We start from the raw sequence: 20,209 nt of genomic DNA on the forward strand, positions 1-20,209 counted from the left end.
TTCAAACAATGTTGCACTGTATGGAATAGCATAATCTTGAATTTGATTGGAAAACTATCCATATCCAATTTGCAAGGAAGGTGTTAACGATGAACAGAGTGGTTTCTCTTATGATGATAATTATAATCGCATTTTCACTTATCAGTCCCATGAATACAAGCGCAGAGGAGCCGTCCCCTGCAGTAAAGAGGGACAACCATGAAAATAATGTTTACCATCAGTATTACCTTCGGCACGACGCTCTCAGACCACACTTTAATTTCTACTATGATCTGCTTATTGACAGGTATCAGCCTGAATTGAAAGAAGAATGGCGTCTGATCGTAAATGAGCGCGAGTCTCTGATAAAAAAATACAAAGAACTGAAGAAAGAAGGAAAGCTGAAAGATCACGTACAAAAGGGTGAAGCGTGGAAAGAGAAACACGAAATGGTGCAGGAGAGCTTTCTAAAAGCGGTAAAGGAACGGAATGATGAAGCAATTAAAGACGTTCTTCCAGATCTCCTCGCCTTACAAAAAGAAATGAACGACTATTTAAAGAACCATGTGAAAACAGAACAGTAGTGGATGAAGAGGGAGGAGGAGTCTTCCCTCTTTTTGCTTGGAGTGATTGTGGAAGAGCGCTCTGGAGGTGAAGGAGCTGTTAAAACGTATAAAAAATAATAAAGTCGATAAACCTACATTTACCACCGGTAAAGATGAAATAAATTCCATAGCCCCCAAGGATAACAGAGATAATATTACAAATCATAATTATTACTGTTTACAAATCGTAACAAATCCGATACAATACACTTTGTTAATAAAACGGAATCGTTACGAAAGGGGAAACTTAAATTGAAAAGGGTTAAGGCTGGATTATTATCAACAATGCTCGCTGCATCAGCGTTTTTAGCAGCTTGCGGCGCTGAGGAGGATGCTACAGAGGAACAACAAACGGACGGAGAGGACATTGCAGAGGAAGCGGAAGATCCTCTGCTCATTTATACAACACTTTATCCTTTGGAGGACTTTGCAAAGAAAGTTGGAGGTGAGCAGGTAGAGGTTGAAAATATTGTACCTGTCGGCGCCGATGCTCATACCTTTGAACCAACAGCACAACAAATGATCAGTGTAGCAGATGGAGATCTTTTTGTTTATAACGGTGCAGGATTCGAAGGTTTTGCAAGTTCAATTAAAGATGTTCTTGATGGTGAAAATGTAAAAGTCATTGAGGCCTCAGCCGGAGTGGATCTTATTGATTACGACCATGACCACAATCACGGCCATGAAGAAGATGAACACGGCCACGAGGATGATCACGATCACGGCCATGAGGAAGATGGACACGGTCACGAAGAAGACGATCACGGTCATGAGGAAGATGAGCATGGCCACGAGGATGGGCATGATCACGGTCATGAGGAAGATGGACACGGTCACGAAGAAGACGATCACGGTCATGAGGAAGATGAGCATGGCCACGAGGATGGGCATGATCACGGTCATGGTGATCAGGACCCTCACGTCTGGCTCGACCCTGTCCGTGCGGTAGACCTTGCTGAGAATATTAAAGAGGCACTCATTGAACTTCGTCCGGAGTCTGAAGAGTATTTCACAGAAAACTTTGAGGAACTGGAAAGAGATCTCCTTGAGCTTGATGTAGAGTTTCAGGAAATGAGTGACAACAAAACCAAGGAGACAGTTATTGTGTCTCACGCCGGGTACGGCTACTGGGATGACCGGTACGGCATTCACCAGGTTGGGATCTCAGGATTGTCCCCTAACAATGAGCCTTCAATTCAGCAGGTACAGGAAACAATTACATTTGCTGAAGACAGAGGCATTAATTACATCATGTTTGAACAGAACATTCCAACAAACATCGCTGAAACGGTCAGGGAACAAATCGGAGCAGAAGATCTCTGGCTTCATAACCTGGAAGCACTGACAGAAGAAGATGTGGAAAATGAAGAAGATTACTTCAGTCTGATGAGACGAAACATCGAGGTGCTGGAAACAGCTCTTCACGACTAATAATACACGGCCCGCATTTGTTGCGGGTCTTCTTTTTTAGGAAAATAAACGCAGACACTTGGTAAATCATCCTATACAGTGTAAAATTAAATTCAGGCTATTATAAAGGAGTGTTCACATATGGACTTTCAGCTATTTATGAATGATGTGGTTCAGACAGCACGTAAAGATATGGTTGAGGCAGGCTACGAAGAGCTTACAACCCCCGAGCAGGTAGATGAGGTATTCGGCAAGGGTGGCACAGCATTGGTATTGATAAATTCAGTTTGCGGATGTGCAGGTGGAATTGCCCGCCCTTCAGCTCATTATATGAAGAATTATGAAGTTCAGGCAGATCACTATGTAACTGTTTTTGCGGGCCAGGACCGTGAAGCTACAGCCCGTGCACGTGACTATTTTCAGGGATATGAGCCGTCTTCACCTTCTTTCGCACTCATGAAGGATGGGAAGATACAAACGATGCTTGAGCGTCACGAGATTGAAGGACATGAACCGATTGAAGTTGTTCAGAAGCTTGAGCAGGCTTTTGATACTTACTTCAAAGGGTAATACGAAGGTAAAAGGAGGTGGAAGCCTCCTTTTATTTATGCTATAATTCTCACGTTAGCGATGAGCGTCAAGTATCAGCTGCGAATTGCGTCGACGCAGAAAGCTGCGAAGCATAACTTGCAGAAAAAGAAGCAGGGGTAATTCATATGCGTGCAACGAGCTCACCTGCGTCTCCTCTGCAATGAGCGTTAATGAACAACTCAGTTTAACAGAGCCAACGAAAAAGAAAAGGAGTGTCAGTCATGCAGGAGCTTTACAAAGAAATTCATACATACTTAAACATGGATGAAGAGATTCCATTTGATCAGTTTGATGACTTTTATAAAAGAGTAATTGATAACTTTAATGCAAATGCTGATAAATTTGACGAAGAAGATGTGTGGAGAGGATTGTTCATCTCCGAGAACATCATGTCAAATGCTGATGGACGTGCGAAAGAAGAAAAAGGGACACGCACCAAAAAGTATAAAAAGATGGCACAGCGTCTTAAGCTGTGGGCTCAGAACTTCGCCGGAAGACTTCGTCAAATGGGATACAGCGATGAGCAGATGAACGAACGGTTTGAAAACATGTTTGATGAAGAAGTGTAAAATTTTTCTTTGAAGTGTAAAAATAAATCTTGATTCCTTTCTAGTTTATTGCTATACTTCAATAGTGCAAACGGAACGTGCTTCCGTTTTTGCAGGCGCCCATGGTGAAATGGATATCACACGAGATTTCGGCTCTCGCGTTCTGGGTTCGAATCCTGGTGGGCGCGCCAACTGAACAATACATAAACCTCCGTATATACGGAGGTTTTTCTGTATTATTATTGTGAAATAGTAAACAGACAAATAATTTTTGCATCGTTTAAAAAGGGTATAGATTCCTATACTAAACGATAAATCAGAAAAGAGGGGATTGTGTGTTTCGAATCGGGTACAGAACGCTGAAAACCGCACTTGGAGCTGCTCTGGCTATTGCGGCTGCCCAGTGGTTTCAATTAGACTTCTATGCGTCTGCAGGCATCATCACCGTCCTCTGTATACAAAAGACTAAGAAAAAGTCTTTTCAGATGTCCTGGGCCCGTCTGCTGGCGTGCGTGATCGGCCTCGTCTATGCAGGTGTTGTATTTGAAGTAATGGGATATCATCCACTCAGTGTGGGGCTGTTGCTCTTACTCTTTATTCCGACCACCCTCGTGTTAAAAGTACAGGCTGGTATTGTAACAAGTACCGTAATTATCTTACATATCTATACGCTTAAGGAAATCAGCGGTCCGATAGTAGTAAACGAACTCGCTCTGATTTTGATAGGAATCGGCTGTGCATTGCTTATGAATATATACATGCCCAGTGTGGAAACGGAACTTCTCAGACTCCAGAGTGAACTGGAGGATAAGATCAGAAGGATTCTTCATGAGTTTTCGGTTTACGTAAAAGAAGGCGATAACGCTTGGTCAGGTAAAGAATTGACTGAAGCGGCAGATATTGTCCACCGGGCGAAAAGCATATCCCTTGATAACCTGGAAAATCACGTTTTGAGATACGAAGACCTTTACTATCATTATTTTAAAATGAGGGAAAAGCAGCTTGATATCATTGAACGGATGATGCCATTGTTAACTTCTATTGACATTAAAGTAAAACAGGGGGAAATGATTGCGGATTTTCTTGAAGAACTGAGTGAAGGCGTCCATCCTGAGAATACAGCTCACTTGTTTATTGAGAGGCTTGAAGAGCTGCAGGAGTCTTTTAAAGACATGGCTCTCCCGGAGACAAGAGATGAATTTGAGACCAGGTCGGCTCTTCATCAGCTGATTAAAGAAATTGAGCAATACCTGATTATTAAAAGACAGTTCAAACCCAAAAAAGCCTACGCCATGTTTAAGTGAATACGAAACCGGTTTTAGATGAATAGTAATAAAAAATCGGACCGGGGGCTGGTATTGTGATAAATGTGGTGTTAGCGTGTCTTCTGATTGTCTCGCCGGTCTGGCCGCTGGGAGAAAACCCGCTTCCGGGAGATCCGTACGTGGTTGTGAATAAAGAACGTCATGAACTGGCTTATATATCCGAAGGGGAAATAAAAAGTATTTTTCCTGTTGCCATTGGAAAGGAAGGCGATGATACTCCTGAGGGTGAATTCAACCTGCTTGTAAAAGCAGAGAATCCATACTACCGGAAAAAAGACATTCCGGGCGGAAGTGAAAACAATCCTCTGGGAACAAGGTGGCTCGGTTTTGATGCGTTGAATACGGACGGAAGGATTTATGGTATTCACGGTACGAACAACCCTGAGTCCATCGGCCGCGCGATTACTGCAGGATGCATCAGGATGAATAACGAAGATGTTGAGTTCCTGTTTCAGGAAGTGCCTGTGGGAATGAAAATTCTGGTGATAAACGATTCCAGGACGTTTGAGGAAATTGGTATTGATTACGGGGCAATTGAATAGGAACGAAAGAGAGGCTGCATCCAAAGAAGAACTCTTTGGATGCAGCCTCATTTTATTCCCGATTTATTATTTTTACCACATTGTTGCTCCCATCATTACTGTACCAAGGAACATAATTGCAATCATCATATAAATAATGGCTTTGCGTGCTTTTCGGGGCATAGGTGAATACCTCCTTACAAGAAGTCATATATCATATTTTAATAAAAATATCCGGTTTATACAAGGGGGCATCCAAAGGTACTGGTTATGATAGGAACACATTGAATTTATTGACGAGAAGGAATTAACGGTGTCGAAATCGAAGTATAGTATGTTAGCGCTTTCTTTAACGCGGTTATTGATCTAAGGAGGTCACACACCTATGAAAACAAAAGAGACGTCATATTTTAAGCAGTGGCAGGAAAAGACTGAAAATGAAACAGCGAAAAGACCGGAACGTTCTGAGCGTTTTGAGACATCATCCGCTATACCGGTAGACCGGGTGTATACACCTGATGAACTGACCGGTTCTTATGAAACGGAACTTGGCCTTCCCGGTGAATTTCCATATACGCGGGGAATCCGCCGTACGATGTACAGGGGGCGTCACTGGACGATGCGACAATATGCAGGGTTCGGGTCCGCAAAAGAAACGAACCGACGCTTCAGGTATCTTCTTGAACAAGGTCAGACAGGTCTGAGTGTTGCTTTTGACCTTCCTACTCAGATCGGGTACGATTCCGACGATGCAATGGCCCTTGGAGAAGTTGGGAAGGTCGGTGTTGCCATTGACTCACTGGAGGATATGGAGCAGCTTCTTGAGGGGATTTCCCTCGATAAAGTAAGTACTTCGATGACCATTAATGCCCCGGCAGCTGTCCTTCTGGCTATGTACATGGTTGTAGCAGAAAAGCAGGGAGTGCCGGCTGGAAAAATACAAGGGACCATACAAAATGACATTTTAAAAGAATATATCGCACGGGGGACGTATATTTTCCCACCGAAACCTTCCATGAGACTCATAACTGATATCTTTTCATACTGTGCGGAACATGCGCCTAAATTTAACACAATTTCAATCAGCGGTTACCACATCCGGGAAGCGGGATCGAACGCCGTACAGGAACTGGCCTTTACTATTGCCAATGCGAAAGCCTATGTTGATGCAGCATTGGAGTCCGGGCTTGATGTTGATACATTTGCACCAAGACTTGCCTTTTTCTTTAACGGGCACAACCATTTCTTTGAAGAAGTGGCGAAATTCAGAGCTGCCAGACGGATGTGGGCGAAGATTATGAAAGAAGAGTATGGAGCAAAGAACGAAAAAAGCTGGCAGCTGAGATTTCATACACAAGTGGCAGGATCAACCCTCACTGCCCAGCAGCCGGATAATAATATTGTCCGTGTAGCTCTTCAGGCACTTGCAGCTGTAATGGGCGGTACTCAGAGCCTTCACACAAATGCCAAAGATGAAGCTCTCGCTCTGCCGACTGAAGACTCAGCCAGAATTGCCCTTCGTACACAGCAGATTATTGCAAGCGAAACCGGCGTGGCCGACACGATTGACCCATTGGGAGGCTCTTTTTACGTTGAATCCCTAACCGATGAGATGGAAAAAAGAGCGCAGGAATATATTAAGGAAATTGAAAACAGGGGAGGAGCCGTTGCGGCTGTTGACCAGCAGTATATGCAGCGTGAAATCCGCAGAACGGCTTATGAAACGCAGAAAAAGATTGAGAACGAACAGGAAATAGTGGTCGGGGTAAATAAATACCAGCTCGATGAAGAACCGGAGCCTGAATTACTTGAAGTGGACGAGAGCTTTGTAAGCGATCAGCATAACCGGCTGAATGAGCTCAGGGAAACCCGTGATAATACAAAAGTGAAAAAGGCACTGGAAGAGCTTAAATTTCATGCAGAAGGCAGCGCAAATCTTATGCCTTATATTAAAGAAGCCGTTAGAGAGTACGCAACGGTCGGTGAAATCTGCAATACGTTGCGAGAGGTATTTGGAGAGTATCAAGGATAGGGGCAGAGGAGGTAATTCATATGAGAGAAAAAATAAGAGTATTAATTGCAAAACCGGGACTGGACGGTCATGACAGAGGAGCGCTGGTCATTGCACAGGCATTAAGGGATGCAGGGATGGAGGTTATCTATACAGGGCTTCGCCAGTCACCAAAACAGATTGTCAGAGCAGCCTTGCAGGAAGATGTGGATGCCATTGGTCTTTCATGTTTATCCGGAGCTCATAACGTGTTATTCCCCGAGGTGCTGAAACTTTTAAAAGAAGAACAGGCTGAGGATATTATTGTGTTCGGAGGAGGGGTTATCCCTCATCAGGATGCAAAGAAACTGGAAGAAAACGGGATCAAAAAGATCTTTACACCTGGCACGTCAACGAAAGCTGTAGCCGCTTATATCGAACAGGCGGTCCGGGAAAAGCAGGGGTTATCAAAAGAACTTCTTGCACCGCCGTCAGGAGTTGATCACATCGGTATTGCAGTAAATGATATTGATGAAGCGATGACGTTTTATGCTGATCACCTTCATCTTAAAGCCGAGGCAGTAGTGGAAGTTCCGTCAGAAGGAGTAAGAGTCGCGTTTATTCCGGTTGGGAATACGAAACTGGAGCTTTTGGAACCTTTGGATGAAAAAAGTCCGGTAGCAGCTTTCCTGAAAAAGCGAGGGGAAGGGATTCATCATGTGGCCTTTTCTACAGGGTCACTGGAGGAACGCCTTGTGCAGCTTAAAAAAGAGGGGCTTCCTGTATTAAATGAAATACCCAAAACAGGAGCAGGCGGGTACCCTATTGCCTTTTTACATCCTAAAGCGGCCAACGGTGTACTTGTTGAACTTTGTGATCCGACGAGAAAGGGAGAAGGTGTGAAGTCGTAATGGACATGTATGATAAGATTAACGAACTTTATGATAAACGGCGGGCAATTGAGCTCGGCGGTGGGGACGAACGTATTGAGAAACAGCATGAAAAAGGAAAGCTGACTGCCAGAGAAAGAATCGATCTCCTTCTGGACGAAGGCACATTCGTTGAATTAAACCCCTACATTGAGCACCGGTGCCTGGATTTTGGCATGGAGAAAGGATCGGCTCCCGGAGAAGGTGTTGTTACCGGATACGGGAAAGTTAACGGCCGGCTTATTTTTCTTTTTGCCCAGGATTTTACTGTCTATGGAGGAGCCCTTGGAGAAATGCATGCTAAAAAAATTGCCAGTGCCATGGACCTTGCAGTAAAAAACAAAGCACCTTTTGTCGGCCTGAATGATTCAGGAGGCGCCAGAATTCAAGAAGGGGTACTTTCCCTTGATGGTTACGGGCATGTTTTTTACCGTAACTCTATTTATTCAGGTGTAATCCCTCAGATCAGTGTCATCCTGGGGCCTTGTGCAGGAGGAGCTGTGTACTCTCCTGCCATTACAGATTTTGTCTTTATGGTTGAAAAAACAAGCCAGATGTTTATTACAGGACCGAAAGTCATCCAGACAGTAACAGGAGAGCAGATCAGTGCAGAGGAATTAGGCGGCGCCTCTGTTCACGGCTCGATCAGCGGAAACGCTCATTTTTCCTGCGAGTCGGAACAAGCTGCCCTGAGTCAGGTGAGAGACTTACTCGGTTACTTGCCGCAGCATAATGAAGAGAAGCCTCCACGGCAGGAGCATAATGGTAATAAGGACGATTTTCTCTACGATCTGCCGGATGTGGTACCTTTTGATCCTGCAAGGCCTTATGATGTCAGGAAGGTTCTTGAAATGGTTGTGGATGAAGGGTCTTTTATGGAGGTTCAAAAATCATTTGCCAAAAATGCAGTGGTTGGTTTCGCAAGAATCGACGGCCGCTCAGTCGGTCTCGTTGCAAACCAGCCAAAAGTAATGGCCGGGGGACTGGACATTGACTCTTCTGACAAGATTTCCAGATTCATCAGGATGTGCGACTGTTATAACGTTCCTCTGATCACGTTTGAAGATGTTACAGGATTTTTCCCAGGGGTAAAACAGGAGCATGGCGGTATAATCCGTCACGGTGCAAAAATTCTTTACGCTTACTCGGAGGCAACTGTACCAAAGATTACGGTCATAACGAGAAAAGCGTACGGAGGTGCTTATGTTGCCTTGAACAGTAAAGCCATCGGTGCAGATCTGGTATTTGCCTGGCCGAATGCTGAAATTGCTGTTATGGGGCCTCACGGTGCGGCAAATATTATCTTTGCAAAAGAGATTAACGAAAGTGAACAACCGGAGGAAACAAGACAAAATAAGATTGAGGAGTACAGGGAGAAATTTGCCAACCCATACGTTGCAGCAGCTAATGGAATGGTGGACGATGTCATCGATCCCCGTGAAACAAGGCAGAAACTTATTCAGAGTCTCGAAATGCTTGAAAGAAAATCAGAGGACCGTCCTAAAAAGAAGCACGGGAATATCCCGTTGTAGGACATTTGATGGTTCCTTTGATATACTAAAAATGAAATAAGGCATATTGGAGGCTTTTACATGATTAACAAACAGCGTTTAGTTGATGAGTTTAAAGAGCTGGTTCAAATTGATTCCGAAACAAAATATGAAACAGCAATTGCAAAAGTACTTAAGGAAAAATTCGAGGCTCTCGATGTACACGTGAAAGAAGATGATACTATTTCTGTCACAGGACATGGAGCTGGAAACCTCATCTGCACACTTGAAGGAAAAAGTGATACAGATCCGATTTACTTTACCTCACATATGGATACGGTTGTACCGGGGAAAGGTGTGACTCCCGTTGAGGAAGATGGCTACATAAAATCTGACGGAACTACTATTCTTGGTGCTGATGACAAAGCGGGACTGGCTGCGATGTTTGAAGCAATCCGCGTTCTTGAGGAAAATAACATTGAGCATGGGACAATCCAATTTATTATTACCGTAGGAGAAGAATCCGGTCTTGTAGGGGCAAAAGCTCTTGATCCAACGGATATCATTGCAAAATATGGGTTTGCACTCGACAGTGACGGAGAAGTCGGAAACATTATTATTGCAGCGCCCACACAGGCAAAAGTTAAAGCGACCGTTTACGGAAAAACAGCTCACGCCGGTGTAGCTCCTGAAAAGGGGGTTTCAGCCATCACAATTGCATCCAAAGCGATTGCCCGTATGCCTCTTGGACGTATTGACGAAGAAACGACAGCAAACATTGGGCGTTTTGAAGGTGGAAGCCAGACAAATATTGTCTGTGATCGTGTTGATATCCTTGCAGAAGCACGTTCTCTTGTGGGTCATAAAATGGAAGAACAAGCAGCCAAAATGAAAGCGGCTTTTGAAGAAGCTGCAAATGAAATGGGCGGCAAGGCAGAAGTAGACATCGATGTGATGTATGCAGGTTTTAAACACGAAGACGGCGACGCCATTGTTGAAACGGCGAAGCGTGCTGCAAAAGCTGTGGGGAGAGAACCTAAATTGCTTCAAAGCGGCGGCGGCAGTGATGCCAACATTATTGCAGGTCACGGCGTTCCAACCATTAACCTTGGCGTAGGGTATGAGGAAATTCATACTACCAATGAACGTATGCCGATTGAGGAATTAGTTAAAACGGCCGAACTTGTTGTTGCTCTTATTGAAGAAGCAGCCAGATAAAACAAGGTTAAGAGTGTGGATTCAGTTAAAAGGCAAGAAGAAAGAAGTTGTCTTAAAAGGTCACTGCAGGAGAAAACCCATTCCTGCCGAGCTTTTTAAATGGCTGTTTTTGGAAAAAATGCTCCTTTCGTGAACGGGATAATAAAGCCAGTGCCCGAGACTCCTGGGGGAGTAGGGGGCCAGAAAAGACCCCGCAAAGCTTTAGGAGGCCACTGAAAAAGTCGAAGTCCGATTATAAGGTCACCACTTTAGGGCTCTGATTGCAACATAAAGTGGGTTTTGATTTTTTGATGTGCTAAAAGTCATTGTCGTTATAAAAACAGTATTGATTGGAGCGAATGCGCAACACTACTTCGGGAAAAGCCAGTTCCGGGGAGACCCCGCAAGCGCGCAGCGCTGAGGATCGAGCCGCCCGCGGAAAGTGCAATGAGCGGAAATCAACACCTGACTTTTCTGAGTCTATTTTAAAAAAAGTACTTTTTCAGTGGCCTCGCGAAGCATGAGGGGGCTTGCCAGCACCACCGCAGAAATCGGAGGGCACGTAGGCTTTATGTGTTTAGATCAATAGCAACAAACTATACGAAAGCAGCTTTTTAAATAGAGCAGGGGCTCCACTAATTGCTTCGAGGTTGACTAAAAAGGTAAATTTTACCTTTTTAGTCAACCTCTTTTTGTTATCTTTTTACTATATCGGGTAAACAGTAGAGAACACCTCGTGTGGAGTTGTGCATTTGTGAAAAAGTGTGACATTTTGTGGTATTCGACACGCCATTTGGCGAAATATGGTATTATATTTAAGAATCTTTTCTATATAAACTTTTAGGCTAAGGAGAAGTGACCCCATGACAGTGAGTCGGAATAATCATCTTTTAATGAATTATATCAGAGGCATGGCAAAAACACTGGAAGAAGAATGGCAGACCAGTGCGCGGGATCTAGGTCTCACATTAGCTGAACAACATATTATGTGGATCGTATACTTAGAAGAAAAAGCATCAATTTCAAGAATAGCCAAGGTAGGACTGTGGGACCGTTCCACAGTAATGCAGGTTATTAAACGGCTGGTGGGTAAAGGGTACGTTAAGGTGTTAAAAGACGACAGAGATTTACGGGTCTCATATGTCATTCTGACTGAGGAAGGCAAAGTCAAACGTCAGCAGACACAAAAAGAATCCTTTGAGCTGTTTGATTTCATAGAGGAATACCAAAAGAAAAACCCTGGATTTATGGAGCAGCTGGTATCATTCCACCGGGAAGCGAACCGCCATTTTCATGGTGATGAATTTGTAGACTGGGTAGAAACAACAACGAAGGAGTATGACATTAAAACATCAGCCTCCGGAAAAGCCTGATTTTTTAATTATCGAAGATGCCTATATTCAGAAAAACGGACTCTTAGTGCTGAACCTGTTCAAGTGCTGATTGATGGTGCCAGAGGGAAGTCCCAGGCTTACTTGTACAATATGAGTGCTCAGTGACAGAAATATTATCATTAGGCGTTTATTCTAGAGAGGAAACAAAAAAAGAGCCGACGGCTGCTTATTGAAGCAGTCCGACTGGCTCTATCAGTTCTCCGTATTCCAGAGACTCAAGGATTAACTCCTCAGAATAACCTATCTTATCTGATAGTTGCTCTATAGAGGGTGAAGGCCATTCGTTTTCCGCGTAGTGGGTCACAGTTTCCACAATAAGGTAAAGAACAGAATCATAGATGGTCTGGTTTCGGACAATTTCCGTCATTTTCGATGACCACCTTTCATGTGGGTTTTATCTATCATAACATACTTTACCATTCATGAAAGCCCTAAGCTGTTATTCATAGGATTCAAGACATTCTTTCATTAAATGCAGGGGTGTTTTTTTATGTCCGGGAACTTCCATCATTTGATTTTTTCCGCAGGGAGACGCATGATGGAGGGAGGAGGGAATCACCATGAACCACAACCGGAGGAAAGGCCGCATTATCTTTCATGTGGATATGAACAGCTTCTATGCCTCTGTTGAAGCGGCATATGACCCTGGGCTCAAAGGGAAACCCCTTGCAATTGCCGGAAATGCAAAAGAAAGAAAAGGAATTGTCGTTACGGCAAGCTATGAGGCAAGGGCACAAGGAGTAAAACCTCCAATGCCTTTATGGGAAGCAAAAAAACAGTGTCCTGAACTTGTTGTCCGTAAGCCGGATTTTGAAAAATACAGGAAAGCTTCTCAGGAAATGTTTCGGATATTGTATGAATACACTCCTCTGGTTGAACCGGTTTCCATAGACGAGGGGTACATGGATGTTACCGAAGCAGCGACAAATAACGCACTCTCCCTTGCAAAGTTGATTCAGGAAAGACTGGTGAAAGAATTAAATCTCCCTTCGAGTATCGGGATCGCACCGAATAAATTCCTTGCAAAAATGGCCAGTGATATGAAAAAGCCGATGGGAATAACCGTTTTAAGAAAACGTGAAATTAAAAATATCCTCTGGCCTATGAAAACCCAAGATATGCACGGTATCGGGGAAAAGACGGCAGAGAAATTAGAGAAGTACGGTATTTTTACAATTGGCGACCTTGCACAATCAGATCCTGATCAGTTGAAAGAAAGGCTCGGTATTGGCGGGCTCAGGTTATATGAAAAAGCAAACGGTATTGATCTTCGGCCCGTTGACCCTGATGCTGTAAATGAATTTAAAAGTATTGGCAATTCAACGACAATGCCAGAAGATATCACGGACTCTGCAAAGGTGAGGAAAGTTCTGATGAATCTTGCAGATTCAGTAGCCAGACGGATGAGAAAAAAAGAAGTGTACGCCTGGAATGTTCAGATAACCATTCGTTATCATGATCGAAAAACGATTACACGAAGCAGGAAACTGCAATATCCTGTCCGGTCACACCAGGAGCTGTTTGATGCATCATGGCTTCTTTTCGAGAAATACTGGACCCGTGAACCTGTAAGATTACTCGGTATCACAGCTATGGATCTTGTAGAGAAAGATTATGCCTACAAACAGCTTGATTTGTTCTCGTACAAAAAAGATATTAAAGATCATCAGCTTTCAAGTGCTGTTGATTCGATTCGGGATAAGTTTGGAGAAAGCATTCTTTTAAAAGGTGCCCAGCTGTCTAAAGACAGAAGTGACCAATTAAGGGATCAGAAAAGGAGAGGAACAAGCCTTGAAAAAGACTTTTTAAGAGATAATTTGTTTGATAATGACTAGGGCGATGTAAAAAAAATCCCGTAACTGATGTTGCTCATTGCTTTGAGGTTGATTCAAAAGGTATAAGCCAACCTTTTGAGTCAACCTCTTTTTTATTTTGTTTTCTTCAGAACGAAAGCGGAACTGCCGATATAATGGCTGACAATAAAGAGGTGAACGATAGTATGAATATACATACAGAGGCGGTAAACGGCCAGTCCGGCAGAAATGAAAGGCATGTACAACTCAGCCGTGGAGATATAGTTGAAGCAAAAATTACGGATAGAAAATCTGACAGGGAAGCAGTTGTATCAATCAGAGGGCAGAAGATGACCGCTTCTTTTGACAACGGTGTACCTGCGGCCTCCCGTGCATCAATAGAAATAACCGGGAAAACAGAAGAAGGCATCCGTGTCAGAGTAATTACAGAGGCTGCTTCTTCCCCTTCTTATTCCGGTGGACCATCGGTTGAAAAAACACTGTCAAAACTAGGCATAAAGGATCCGAGCCCGGAATTCAGAGCTGCTGCAGAGCGTTTTTTAAGTGCCGGAGCGGAATTGACAAAAGAGAATGTTAGAGAGCTGCAGCAATACGTGGAGCGTGGGCAGGGGACGGTAACTCAGCGGATGGAAACGATCGATCAGGCTGCAAGGCGACAGCTTGAGCCTGTCCGGTCACATTTACTGGCTTTACATCAATCTCTCCACGAAAGGGCTCTTAATACACAAATACAGGAGATGAAGAATGCTAAAAGCACCACGTCCCGTATAGGCTCATTCGGCGAAATCATTGAAAATCTCCGTTCCAAAATCCGGAGCAGTCAGGCAGTGGATGGTACAATCCAGAACTTAAAAAGAGCACTCCTGGAACAAAATCTGCATGGGAATCACCAACGCAGTATTTCGGAGCTGACTCAACGAATAACCAGTCTGATTCAGAGCGGAAAGGGGCTTGATGCGTTAAGTCTTGTGGATAACCTGGCGAACGTTCTAAATAAGAGCAACAACGTATTTCCAGTTACAGCAGTCGGGCATATGCAGAACGCACTGGTTAATGAACCTAGCTTAAAAGAAGCAGTATCAAAGATCCGGGAGTTGGCACATAGCTCTTTAACAACAGAACAGAGGACTTTTTTGGAAGGTCAGATCATTCAGGCAGAAACGTTTACGGCAAAAGGGCGTGAACTCAAGGCAAGACAGGTTGTAGCAGGCGCCCTGGAGGCGCTCAGCAGCACATCCCTCCCGGCAGAGTCTTCCGGAGCCGGCAGTACGCGTCCTGATCCTGGCCGTTATCTTGACAATGATTTTTTATCCACCCTTCCGGTAACTTCAAAAGACTATGTCGTTACTACTGTATCAGAACGGATGGCTCTTGCCACCGACGATTTTAAACTGATGCAGAGAGATGTTTCGAGACAATTGGACCGGATCGCACATATTACGATGCACGTTCGCACTGCTACACAGGTAAAACCGATGCTGGAAACCGTTATCCATCAGCTTGATAAAGCATTAATGAAAAGTGACTGGCTTCTTTTCGCAGATATGAAGACTGAACGGCGGATGCTGGAAGCGAGCAGTCAGCTTACCCGGGCAAAGGAGCTTATTGCAAGAGGGGAACATCATTCGGCCAGACAGCTCATCAAAGAGGTTCAGCAGACAGTTAACACTCTGAACTTTAAACCTGCGGATACAAAAGTGAAGCATTTTGCTACACAGCAGGCTGAGTGGCATGAGAAACGTCCAGTTCAAGACAGGCTGAATTCCTATGTAAAGGATGCGGCAAGATCTCTTGTCCAAAATGATCATTCCGGCCGGCAGGTGTTTGAAGGAATAAGGCAGCTGGGGTATTCCCGCGAATCAGAAATTGCAAGAATTCTGGCAGCAGGTAAAGGAAATGTAGAAGAGGCAAACCAGAAAAACGTAAGAGGGCTTCTTCTTCAGATGATTAAAAGTGATGAAGAGAGTGGGCGTAATCAGGCGCAACAGGTATTGATGACTTCAACAGGCCAGCAGCTTCTTGCCAGAAGTGACTCACAGCACTCGAACCTTCAGTCCCTGCTTCTGCAGTTACCCGTGCTGCTGGAGGGTCAGACTGAAAATCTGCAGGTGTTTATTAATGGCAGAAATAAATACAATGATCAGCTGGACTGGGAAAACTGCAACCTTTATTTCCTAATGGAAACGAAGAAATTGGGGGAAATAGGGATATCCCTTCAGGTGACTAACAGAACGCTTAACATTACGCTTAAAAATGATCTGCCTGGTTTCAAACACAAGCTTGAACCATTTACAAAAGCCTGCTTAAAACGACTTGAACAAGTAGGGTATACAGCCGGGGATATTCACTTTAAACCCCTTCACGATAAAGATACACCTGCTGTTCCATCTAAAAAAATTACGCCTCAGGCTACTCAGAAAGGGTTTGATTATAAAATATGATCGTCAGCCAGCACTTTAATCAAATTAAACGAAAGAGGACGAATGGACCTTCAGCCGCCGTGGTGCAGTACGATGAATCGGCCGGAGACGCTCCTCTGGTAGTTGCTCAGGGGAAGGGTGAAGTAGCCGGTCAGATTATTGCACTCGCAAAGGAACATGGTATTCCTCTGGAGGAGGATGCCAGCCTCCTGGCGAATCTTCTGGATCTGGACCTGGGGGATCAGGTCCCTCCACAACTATATTCTGTCATGGCTGAAATCCTTCTGCTGATCGAAGAAATCGATCACAGCTATTAATCTCATCGGAGGTGTAACCGATATAAGAAAGAGAAACGTTCTGAAGGGAGAACCCTCCATGATTAGTAATGAAGCCTTATATAAAAAAACGTCCCAGGAAATAACAGCTCTGTTGTACGAGGCGCTGATAAATAACCTAGAAGAAGGAAAAGGAAATATCGAATGTGCTGACTACTTGAAAGCCAACCTTCATCTGCAAAAATCAGCTGACATCCTGCAAAGGCTCGGGGCCGGACTGAACTATGAAGCCGGCATTGTTGCAGATCAGCTTGAGTCCTTATACCAGTACATATCCACTCTCGTCCTTGAAGCGAATCTGAAGAAAGACACCGTGAAAATTGATCATGCACTGTCTATCATAGAAGCAGTTACTGACGCATGGAGTCAGGCGATCGAAAATAATAAGGACACCAGGTCTGCAACAATGAAAAAACAGTCACTTGCCTATGAGCAATCTATCAATTTCAGGGAGAAGATAAAATATGAAAATCAATAACAACATTCAGGCATTGAATGCCTATCGTAACTTGTTTGAAAACCAGACCAAGACATCGAAGAACCTTGAGAAACTTTCATCAGGTCTTCGTATCAACCGGGCTGCAGATGATGCAGCAGGACTTGCCATCTCTGAAAAAATGCGATCCCAGATCCGAGGATTAAAACAAGCAGAACGTAATGCTCTTGACGGCATTTCATTGATCCAGACTGCTGAAGGTGCACTTACAGAAGTACATTCGATGCTGCAGCGAATGAGAGAACTTGCGGTACAGGGGGCCAACGACACAAATACGCCTGAGGACAGAGAACAGATTCAAAAAGAAATTACGCAATTGGTAGAAGAGATAGACAGTATCTCTGAAAAAACCGAATTTAATACCCAGACACTGCTGGATGGAACGACAGAGAACTTTGTTTTTCAGATTGGACCCAATGCGGACCAGACCGTAACGATAAATATTGATGAAATGAACACAGAAAAATTGGGTATAAATCAAATCGATGTAGAAGAAGGGGCAGAGGAGGCAATTACTCTTCTGGATGCAGCAATCAACAAAATTTCAGATTTGCGTTCTGAACTTGGTGCGGTTCAAAACCGGCTCGAACATACCATTAATAATCTCCAGGTGACACACGAAAATCTCACTTCCTCCGAATCGAGGATTCGTGATGCTGATATGGCTTTGGAAATGACGGAGTTTACCCGGAATAACATATTGAATCAATCAGCAACTGCCATGCTGGCACAGGCAAATCAGCTCCCTCAGGGAGTTCTTCAATTACTGCAATAATCTTAGTGGAACCTGGCTGCCTATTGGCGGGAAGCCGGGTTTTCTTTATAATCAAAACAGACAGGAAACCTGGAGGAATGGCAGTGGATATTCAAAGAGTAGCCAGAACAAACATAACCGGAAAAGCAGATATTAAAAAAACAGGTACCGAAGCGAAGGTCACATTTCAGGAAATGATGCAAAAAGGCCGTGATAATCAGGCGTATGAAAAACTCCATCACCTCCTCGAAAAAATTGATGACCAGGGAAAAACCCTCGCCGAGTCCCGTACAGTTGATGAGCTCAGGAAATACAAACAGCTGGTAAAGGCGTTTATGGACGATGCAGTAAAACTCGGTCTCAGCCTTGAAGAAAGAAAAGGATTCAATAGGAGGGGCCGTACGAAAGTGTATAAAATTGTCCGTGAAGTGGACAGGCAACTTCTCGATTTAACCGACACCGTATTGAATGAGCAGAAAAAAGGTCTGAGTGTATTAAGTGCCATAGGGGAAATTAAAGGACTGCTTGTGAGCATTTATGCATAAGGCAGGCACGTAAAACTATATAGATACTCCTTTTCTTTGCACATCCGCTGCTCTTCATTTTATATTAAAGGCTGTTTTCGTAAGAACGGTGGTCTTTTGAGTTAAGAGTGCTGAAGCAGAAAGGCCGGGGGTTCCTCCGGCAAGAGGGGTCAGACCAGCTCTGTGGAGTCTTGTGAGAGGAAGAGGCACTTCCTTGCGGAGGCTTGCCGCGAGTCCGCGAAAGGGAGTGTATTCCGTTTAACGAAGCTGACATTATTATGGGGGCAGAAAACCTCCCAAATTGTATTTCCAGGGTATAGTAAATAAATAGAAACAAAAATGGGGTGAGCTCATGTTTAAAGGGAAATTCTGCTTCGAAACCACCATAGACAAGCCTTTGAATGAAGTTTGGGCTTTTTTTTCAAAAAATACAAACCTGGCAGAGATTACAGGCTTTCCAAAAGTAAAGGTAACGGGGGATCAAGAAGTGTCTAAAGGTGCCAGGGTGAACCTGGAACTGAATTTTGTTGTACTGACCCTTACATGGAAGGCTAGGATCATTGATGAAAAAGAGGGAGCCTTTTTTACTGATGTTGCAGAAAAAGCCCCTTTTCCCTTCAGAATATGGACTCATACACACCGCTTTGTTTCTGAAGGAAGTAAAACGAAAATGGTTGATGAAGTGGAATTCAGCTCCTGGATTCCGGCTCCTATTATAAAACTGATGCTGTACGGAATGTTCTTCGATCGAAAAAAACAGATAAAAAAACACGAGCCTTTATGAGGTTCGTGTTTTTTACTTTTACCCTACCATGATCGTATATATTGCCGGGGAGGCTCCAGTTCCACACCGAGCTCATTTGCGGCTGTTCTTGGCCAGTAAGGATCTCTGAGGAAAGCGCGGCCGATAAAGATGAGATCTGCACGTTTGTTTTGAAGGATTTCCTCTGCCTGGAGCCCGGTGGTTATGAGACCCACAGCCCCGGTAGCAATGTTGGCTTCTTTTTTTATAGTCTCTGCATGACGAATCTGGTAGCCGGGATAGACCTCAATCGGGGTCCGGACAATTCCTCCGGTGCTGCAGTCAATCAGATCAACCCCGAGTTCGGACATCCTTTTTGAGAAAGCAGTGATATCGTCCATACTGTTGCCGTCCTGGTGATACTCATCAGCTGAAATCCGCACGAACAATGGTCCTTCCCACACTGTTTTTACTTGTTCAATTGTTTCTTTAAGAAAACGGAAGCGGTTTTCCCGGTTTCCACCGTATTCATCTGTACGTTTATTTGAAAGAGGAGAAAGAAACTGGCTGATCAGGTACCCATGAGCTGCGTGAAGCTCGATAATATCAAATCCTGCTTTTTTGGCTCTTTCTGCAGCTGTCTTAAAACCATAAATCGTTTCTTTTATTTCTGCTTCAGTCATTTCTTTTGGAATCTTTGATTTTTCATCAAAACCTACAGCTGAAGGAGCAATGGTTTCATCGTCATAGATTGCTTTTCTGCCGGCATGACCAAGCTGAACAGCTGTTTTAGCACCGTGGACTTTGATGGCATCGGTTAGCCTTTTCAACCCTGGAATGTGATCGTCACTCCAGATGGCCAGATCCTGAGGGGAAATTTGCCCCTGGCGTGTGACGGGAGTGGCTTCCGTCATTATAAGACCAGCTTGGCCGATTGCACGGCTGGTGTAGTGGACTATGTGCCAGTCGTTAACCATTCCATCCTCCTGATCGCATGAATACATACACATAGGTGACATAACAATCCGGTTTTTTAACGTGACATTTTTTATTGTGAAAGGGGAAAACAATGCTGTTGTCATAATGACCTCCTGTTATTGTTTCGTGTTACTAAAGATACTTTATCATATCTTTCAGAACGAGGG

General features: G+C 44.0%; 21 protein-coding genes and 1 tRNA gene. 19 read left to right on the forward strand and 3 right to left on the reverse strand.

Features of this window, described 5'->3' with window-relative positions; genetic code table 11:
* Positions 1–89: 89 nt before the first annotated feature.
* The 7 genes from EBO34_RS03345 to EBO34_RS03380 all read left to right on the forward strand — a co-directional run bounded on the left by EBO34_RS03345 (position 90) and on the right by EBO34_RS03380 (position 5,000).
* Positions 90–563, forward strand: coding sequence for a hypothetical protein (locus EBO34_RS03345; protein WP_122896527.1), 474 nt, complete (start codon positions 90–92; stop codon positions 561–563).
* 273 nt (positions 564–836) lie between these two features.
* Positions 837–2,015 (forward strand): metal ABC transporter solute-binding protein, Zn/Mn family, encoded by a 1,179-nt coding sequence (locus EBO34_RS03355; RefSeq protein ID WP_249413985.1) that lies wholly within the window; start codon positions 837–839, stop codon positions 2,013–2,015.
* A gap of 120 nt (positions 2,016–2,135) precedes the next feature.
* On the forward strand, positions 2,136–2,564 hold the full coding sequence (locus EBO34_RS03360) for a BrxA/BrxB family bacilliredoxin (RefSeq protein ID WP_122896529.1): 429 nt from the start codon (positions 2,136–2,138) through the stop codon (positions 2,562–2,564).
* Between the two features lie 242 nt (positions 2,565–2,806).
* Entirely contained in the window at positions 2,807–3,154 is a 348-nt protein-coding gene (locus tag EBO34_RS03365; protein WP_122896530.1) for a hypothetical protein, read from the forward strand.
* A 95-nt stretch (positions 3,155–3,249) separates the two neighbouring features.
* Positions 3,250–3,324, forward strand: a tRNA-Arg gene (locus EBO34_RS03370).
* Positions 3,325–3,468: 144 nt separating this feature from the next.
* Entirely contained in the window at positions 3,469–4,437 is a 969-nt protein-coding gene (locus tag EBO34_RS03375; protein WP_122896531.1) for an aromatic acid exporter family protein, read from the forward strand.
* Positions 4,438–4,493: 56 nt separating this feature from the next.
* On the forward strand, positions 4,494–5,000 hold the full coding sequence (locus EBO34_RS03380; RefSeq protein WP_122896532.1) for a L,D-transpeptidase: 507 nt from the start codon (positions 4,494–4,496) through the stop codon (positions 4,998–5,000).
* Between the two features lie 72 nt (positions 5,001–5,072).
* Here EBO34_RS03380 and prli42 read toward each other — a convergent pair whose 3' ends face one another.
* Positions 5,073–5,162, reverse strand: coding sequence for a stressosome-associated protein Prli42 (prli42, locus tag EBO34_RS20540; RefSeq protein ID WP_156906528.1), 90 nt, complete (start codon positions 5,160–5,162; stop codon positions 5,073–5,075).
* Positions 5,163–5,364: 202 nt separating this feature from the next.
* On the opposite strand from prli42, the gene EBO34_RS03385 reads away from it, so the two are divergent.
* The 5 genes from EBO34_RS03385 (at position 5,365) to EBO34_RS03405 (ending at position 11,958) form a co-directional block, all read left to right on the forward strand.
* On the forward strand, positions 5,365–7,011 hold the full coding sequence (locus tag EBO34_RS03385; protein ID WP_122896533.1) for an acyl-CoA mutase large subunit family protein: 1,647 nt from the start codon (positions 5,365–5,367) through the stop codon (positions 7,009–7,011).
* A 20-nt stretch (positions 7,012–7,031) separates the two neighbouring features.
* Entirely contained in the window at positions 7,032–7,880 is an 849-nt protein-coding gene (gene mce / locus EBO34_RS03390; protein WP_122896534.1) for a methylmalonyl-CoA epimerase, read from the forward strand.
* A complete protein-coding gene (locus EBO34_RS03395; protein ID WP_122896535.1) occupies positions 7,880–9,430 on the forward strand; it encodes an acyl-CoA carboxylase subunit beta in 1,551 nt (516 codons plus the stop codon). Before mce ends, EBO34_RS03395 begins: the two co-directional genes overlap by 1 nt.
* A 60-nt stretch (positions 9,431–9,490) precedes the next feature.
* Complete coding sequence (locus EBO34_RS03400) at positions 9,491–10,606, forward strand: M20/M25/M40 family metallo-hydrolase (protein ID WP_122896536.1); 1,116 nt, start codon at positions 9,491–9,493, stop codon at positions 10,604–10,606.
* Positions 10,607–11,448: 842 nt separating this feature from the next.
* Positions 11,449–11,958 (forward strand): MarR family transcriptional regulator, encoded by a 510-nt coding sequence (locus EBO34_RS03405; RefSeq protein ID WP_122896537.1) that lies wholly within the window; start codon positions 11,449–11,451, stop codon positions 11,956–11,958.
* 187 nt (positions 11,959–12,145) lie between these two features.
* On the opposite strand, the gene EBO34_RS03410 is transcribed toward EBO34_RS03405, so the two are convergent.
* The gene (locus EBO34_RS03410; RefSeq protein WP_122896538.1) at positions 12,146–12,346 is read right to left on the reverse strand and encodes a hypothetical protein; all 201 of its coding nucleotides are present in this window, start codon (positions 12,344–12,346) and stop codon (positions 12,146–12,148) included.
* Positions 12,347–12,539: 193 nt separating this feature from the next.
* On the opposite strand from EBO34_RS03410, the gene EBO34_RS03415 reads away from it, so the two are divergent.
* The 7 genes from EBO34_RS03415 (at position 12,540) to EBO34_RS03445 (ending at position 19,106) form a co-directional block, all read left to right on the forward strand.
* Positions 12,540–13,814, forward strand: a complete 1,275-nt coding sequence (locus EBO34_RS03415) for a DNA polymerase IV (RefSeq protein ID WP_122896539.1) — start codon at positions 12,540–12,542, stop codon at positions 13,812–13,814.
* 164 nt (positions 13,815–13,978) lie between these two features.
* Positions 13,979–16,234 (forward strand): hypothetical protein, encoded by a 2,256-nt coding sequence (locus tag EBO34_RS03420; protein ID WP_122896540.1) that lies wholly within the window; start codon positions 13,979–13,981, stop codon positions 16,232–16,234.
* Positions 16,231–16,530, forward strand: coding sequence for an EscU/YscU/HrcU family type III secretion system export apparatus switch protein (locus EBO34_RS03425; protein WP_183163690.1), 300 nt, complete (start codon positions 16,231–16,233; stop codon positions 16,528–16,530). Before EBO34_RS03420 ends, EBO34_RS03425 begins: the two co-directional genes overlap by 4 nt.
* 58 nt (positions 16,531–16,588) lie before the next feature.
* Positions 16,589–17,026 carry a flagellar export chaperone FliS gene (gene fliS / locus EBO34_RS03430; protein ID WP_122896541.1) on the forward strand — a complete coding sequence of 146 codons (438 nt, stop codon included), beginning with the start codon at positions 16,589–16,591 and terminating at the stop codon, positions 17,024–17,026.
* On the forward strand, positions 17,013–17,819 hold the full coding sequence (locus EBO34_RS03435; protein ID WP_122896542.1) for a flagellin N-terminal helical domain-containing protein: 807 nt from the start codon (positions 17,013–17,015) through the stop codon (positions 17,817–17,819). The genes fliS and EBO34_RS03435 overlap by 14 nt, the downstream gene beginning before the upstream one ends.
* 83 nt (positions 17,820–17,902) lie before the next feature.
* Positions 17,903–18,343, forward strand: a complete 441-nt coding sequence (locus EBO34_RS03440) for a YaaR family protein (protein ID WP_122896543.1) — start codon at positions 17,903–17,905, stop codon at positions 18,341–18,343.
* A gap of 331 nt (positions 18,344–18,674) precedes the next feature.
* A complete protein-coding gene (locus EBO34_RS03445; protein ID WP_122896544.1) occupies positions 18,675–19,106 on the forward strand; it encodes an SRPBCC family protein in 432 nt (143 codons plus the stop codon).
* Positions 19,107–19,129: 23 nt separating this feature from the next.
* Here EBO34_RS03445 and namA read toward each other — a convergent pair whose 3' ends face one another.
* Positions 19,130–20,146 (reverse strand): NADPH dehydrogenase NamA, encoded by a 1,017-nt coding sequence (gene namA / locus EBO34_RS03450; protein ID WP_122896545.1) that lies wholly within the window; start codon positions 20,144–20,146, stop codon positions 19,130–19,132.
* Between the last annotated feature and the right edge of the window lie 63 nt (positions 20,147–20,209).

This window comes from Alteribacter keqinensis, assembly GCF_003710255.1.
GTDB lineage: Bacteria > Bacillota > Bacilli > Bacillales > Salisediminibacteriaceae > Alteribacter > Alteribacter keqinensis.

Bases quoted from the DNA above. Each gene is read 5' to 3' on its own strand.
- EBO34_RS03345 (WP_122896527.1), top strand. From the start codon at position 90: ATGAACAGAGTGGTTTCTCTTATGATGATAATTATAATCGCATTTTCA.
- EBO34_RS03360 (WP_122896529.1), top strand. From the start codon at position 2,136: ATGGACTTTCAGCTATTTATGAATGATGTGGTTCAGACAGCACGTAAA.
- EBO34_RS03365 (WP_122896530.1), top strand. From the start codon at position 2,807: ATGCAGGAGCTTTACAAAGAAATTCATACATACTTAAACATGGATGAA.
- prli42 (WP_156906528.1), bottom strand. From the start codon at position 5,162: ATGCCCCGAAAAGCACGCAAAGCCATTATTTATATGATGATTGCAATT.
- EBO34_RS03385 (WP_122896533.1), top strand. From the start codon at position 5,365: ATGAAAACAAAAGAGACGTCATATTTTAAGCAGTGGCAGGAAAAGACT.
- mce (WP_122896534.1), top strand. From the start codon at position 7,032: ATGAGAGAAAAAATAAGAGTATTAATTGCAAAACCGGGACTGGACGGT.
- EBO34_RS03395 (WP_122896535.1), top strand. From the start codon at position 7,880: ATGGACATGTATGATAAGATTAACGAACTTTATGATAAACGGCGGGCA.
- EBO34_RS03400 (WP_122896536.1), top strand. From the start codon at position 9,491: ATGATTAACAAACAGCGTTTAGTTGATGAGTTTAAAGAGCTGGTTCAA.
- EBO34_RS03405 (WP_122896537.1), top strand. From the start codon at position 11,449: ATGACAGTGAGTCGGAATAATCATCTTTTAATGAATTATATCAGAGGC.
- EBO34_RS03410 (WP_122896538.1), bottom strand. From the start codon at position 12,346: ATGACGGAAATTGTCCGAAACCAGACCATCTATGATTCTGTTCTTTAC.
- EBO34_RS03415 (WP_122896539.1), top strand. From the start codon at position 12,540: ATGAACCACAACCGGAGGAAAGGCCGCATTATCTTTCATGTGGATATG.
- EBO34_RS03420 (WP_122896540.1), top strand. From the start codon at position 13,979: ATGAATATACATACAGAGGCGGTAAACGGCCAGTCCGGCAGAAATGAA.
- EBO34_RS03425 (WP_183163690.1), top strand. From the start codon at position 16,231: ATGATCGTCAGCCAGCACTTTAATCAAATTAAACGAAAGAGGACGAAT.
- fliS (WP_122896541.1), top strand. From the start codon at position 16,589: ATGATTAGTAATGAAGCCTTATATAAAAAAACGTCCCAGGAAATAACA.
- EBO34_RS03435 (WP_122896542.1), top strand. From the start codon at position 17,013: ATGAAAATCAATAACAACATTCAGGCATTGAATGCCTATCGTAACTTG.
- EBO34_RS03445 (WP_122896544.1), top strand. From the start codon at position 18,675: ATGTTTAAAGGGAAATTCTGCTTCGAAACCACCATAGACAAGCCTTTG.
- namA (WP_122896545.1), bottom strand. From the start codon at position 20,146: ATGACAACAGCATTGTTTTCCCCTTTCACAATAAAAAATGTCACGTTA.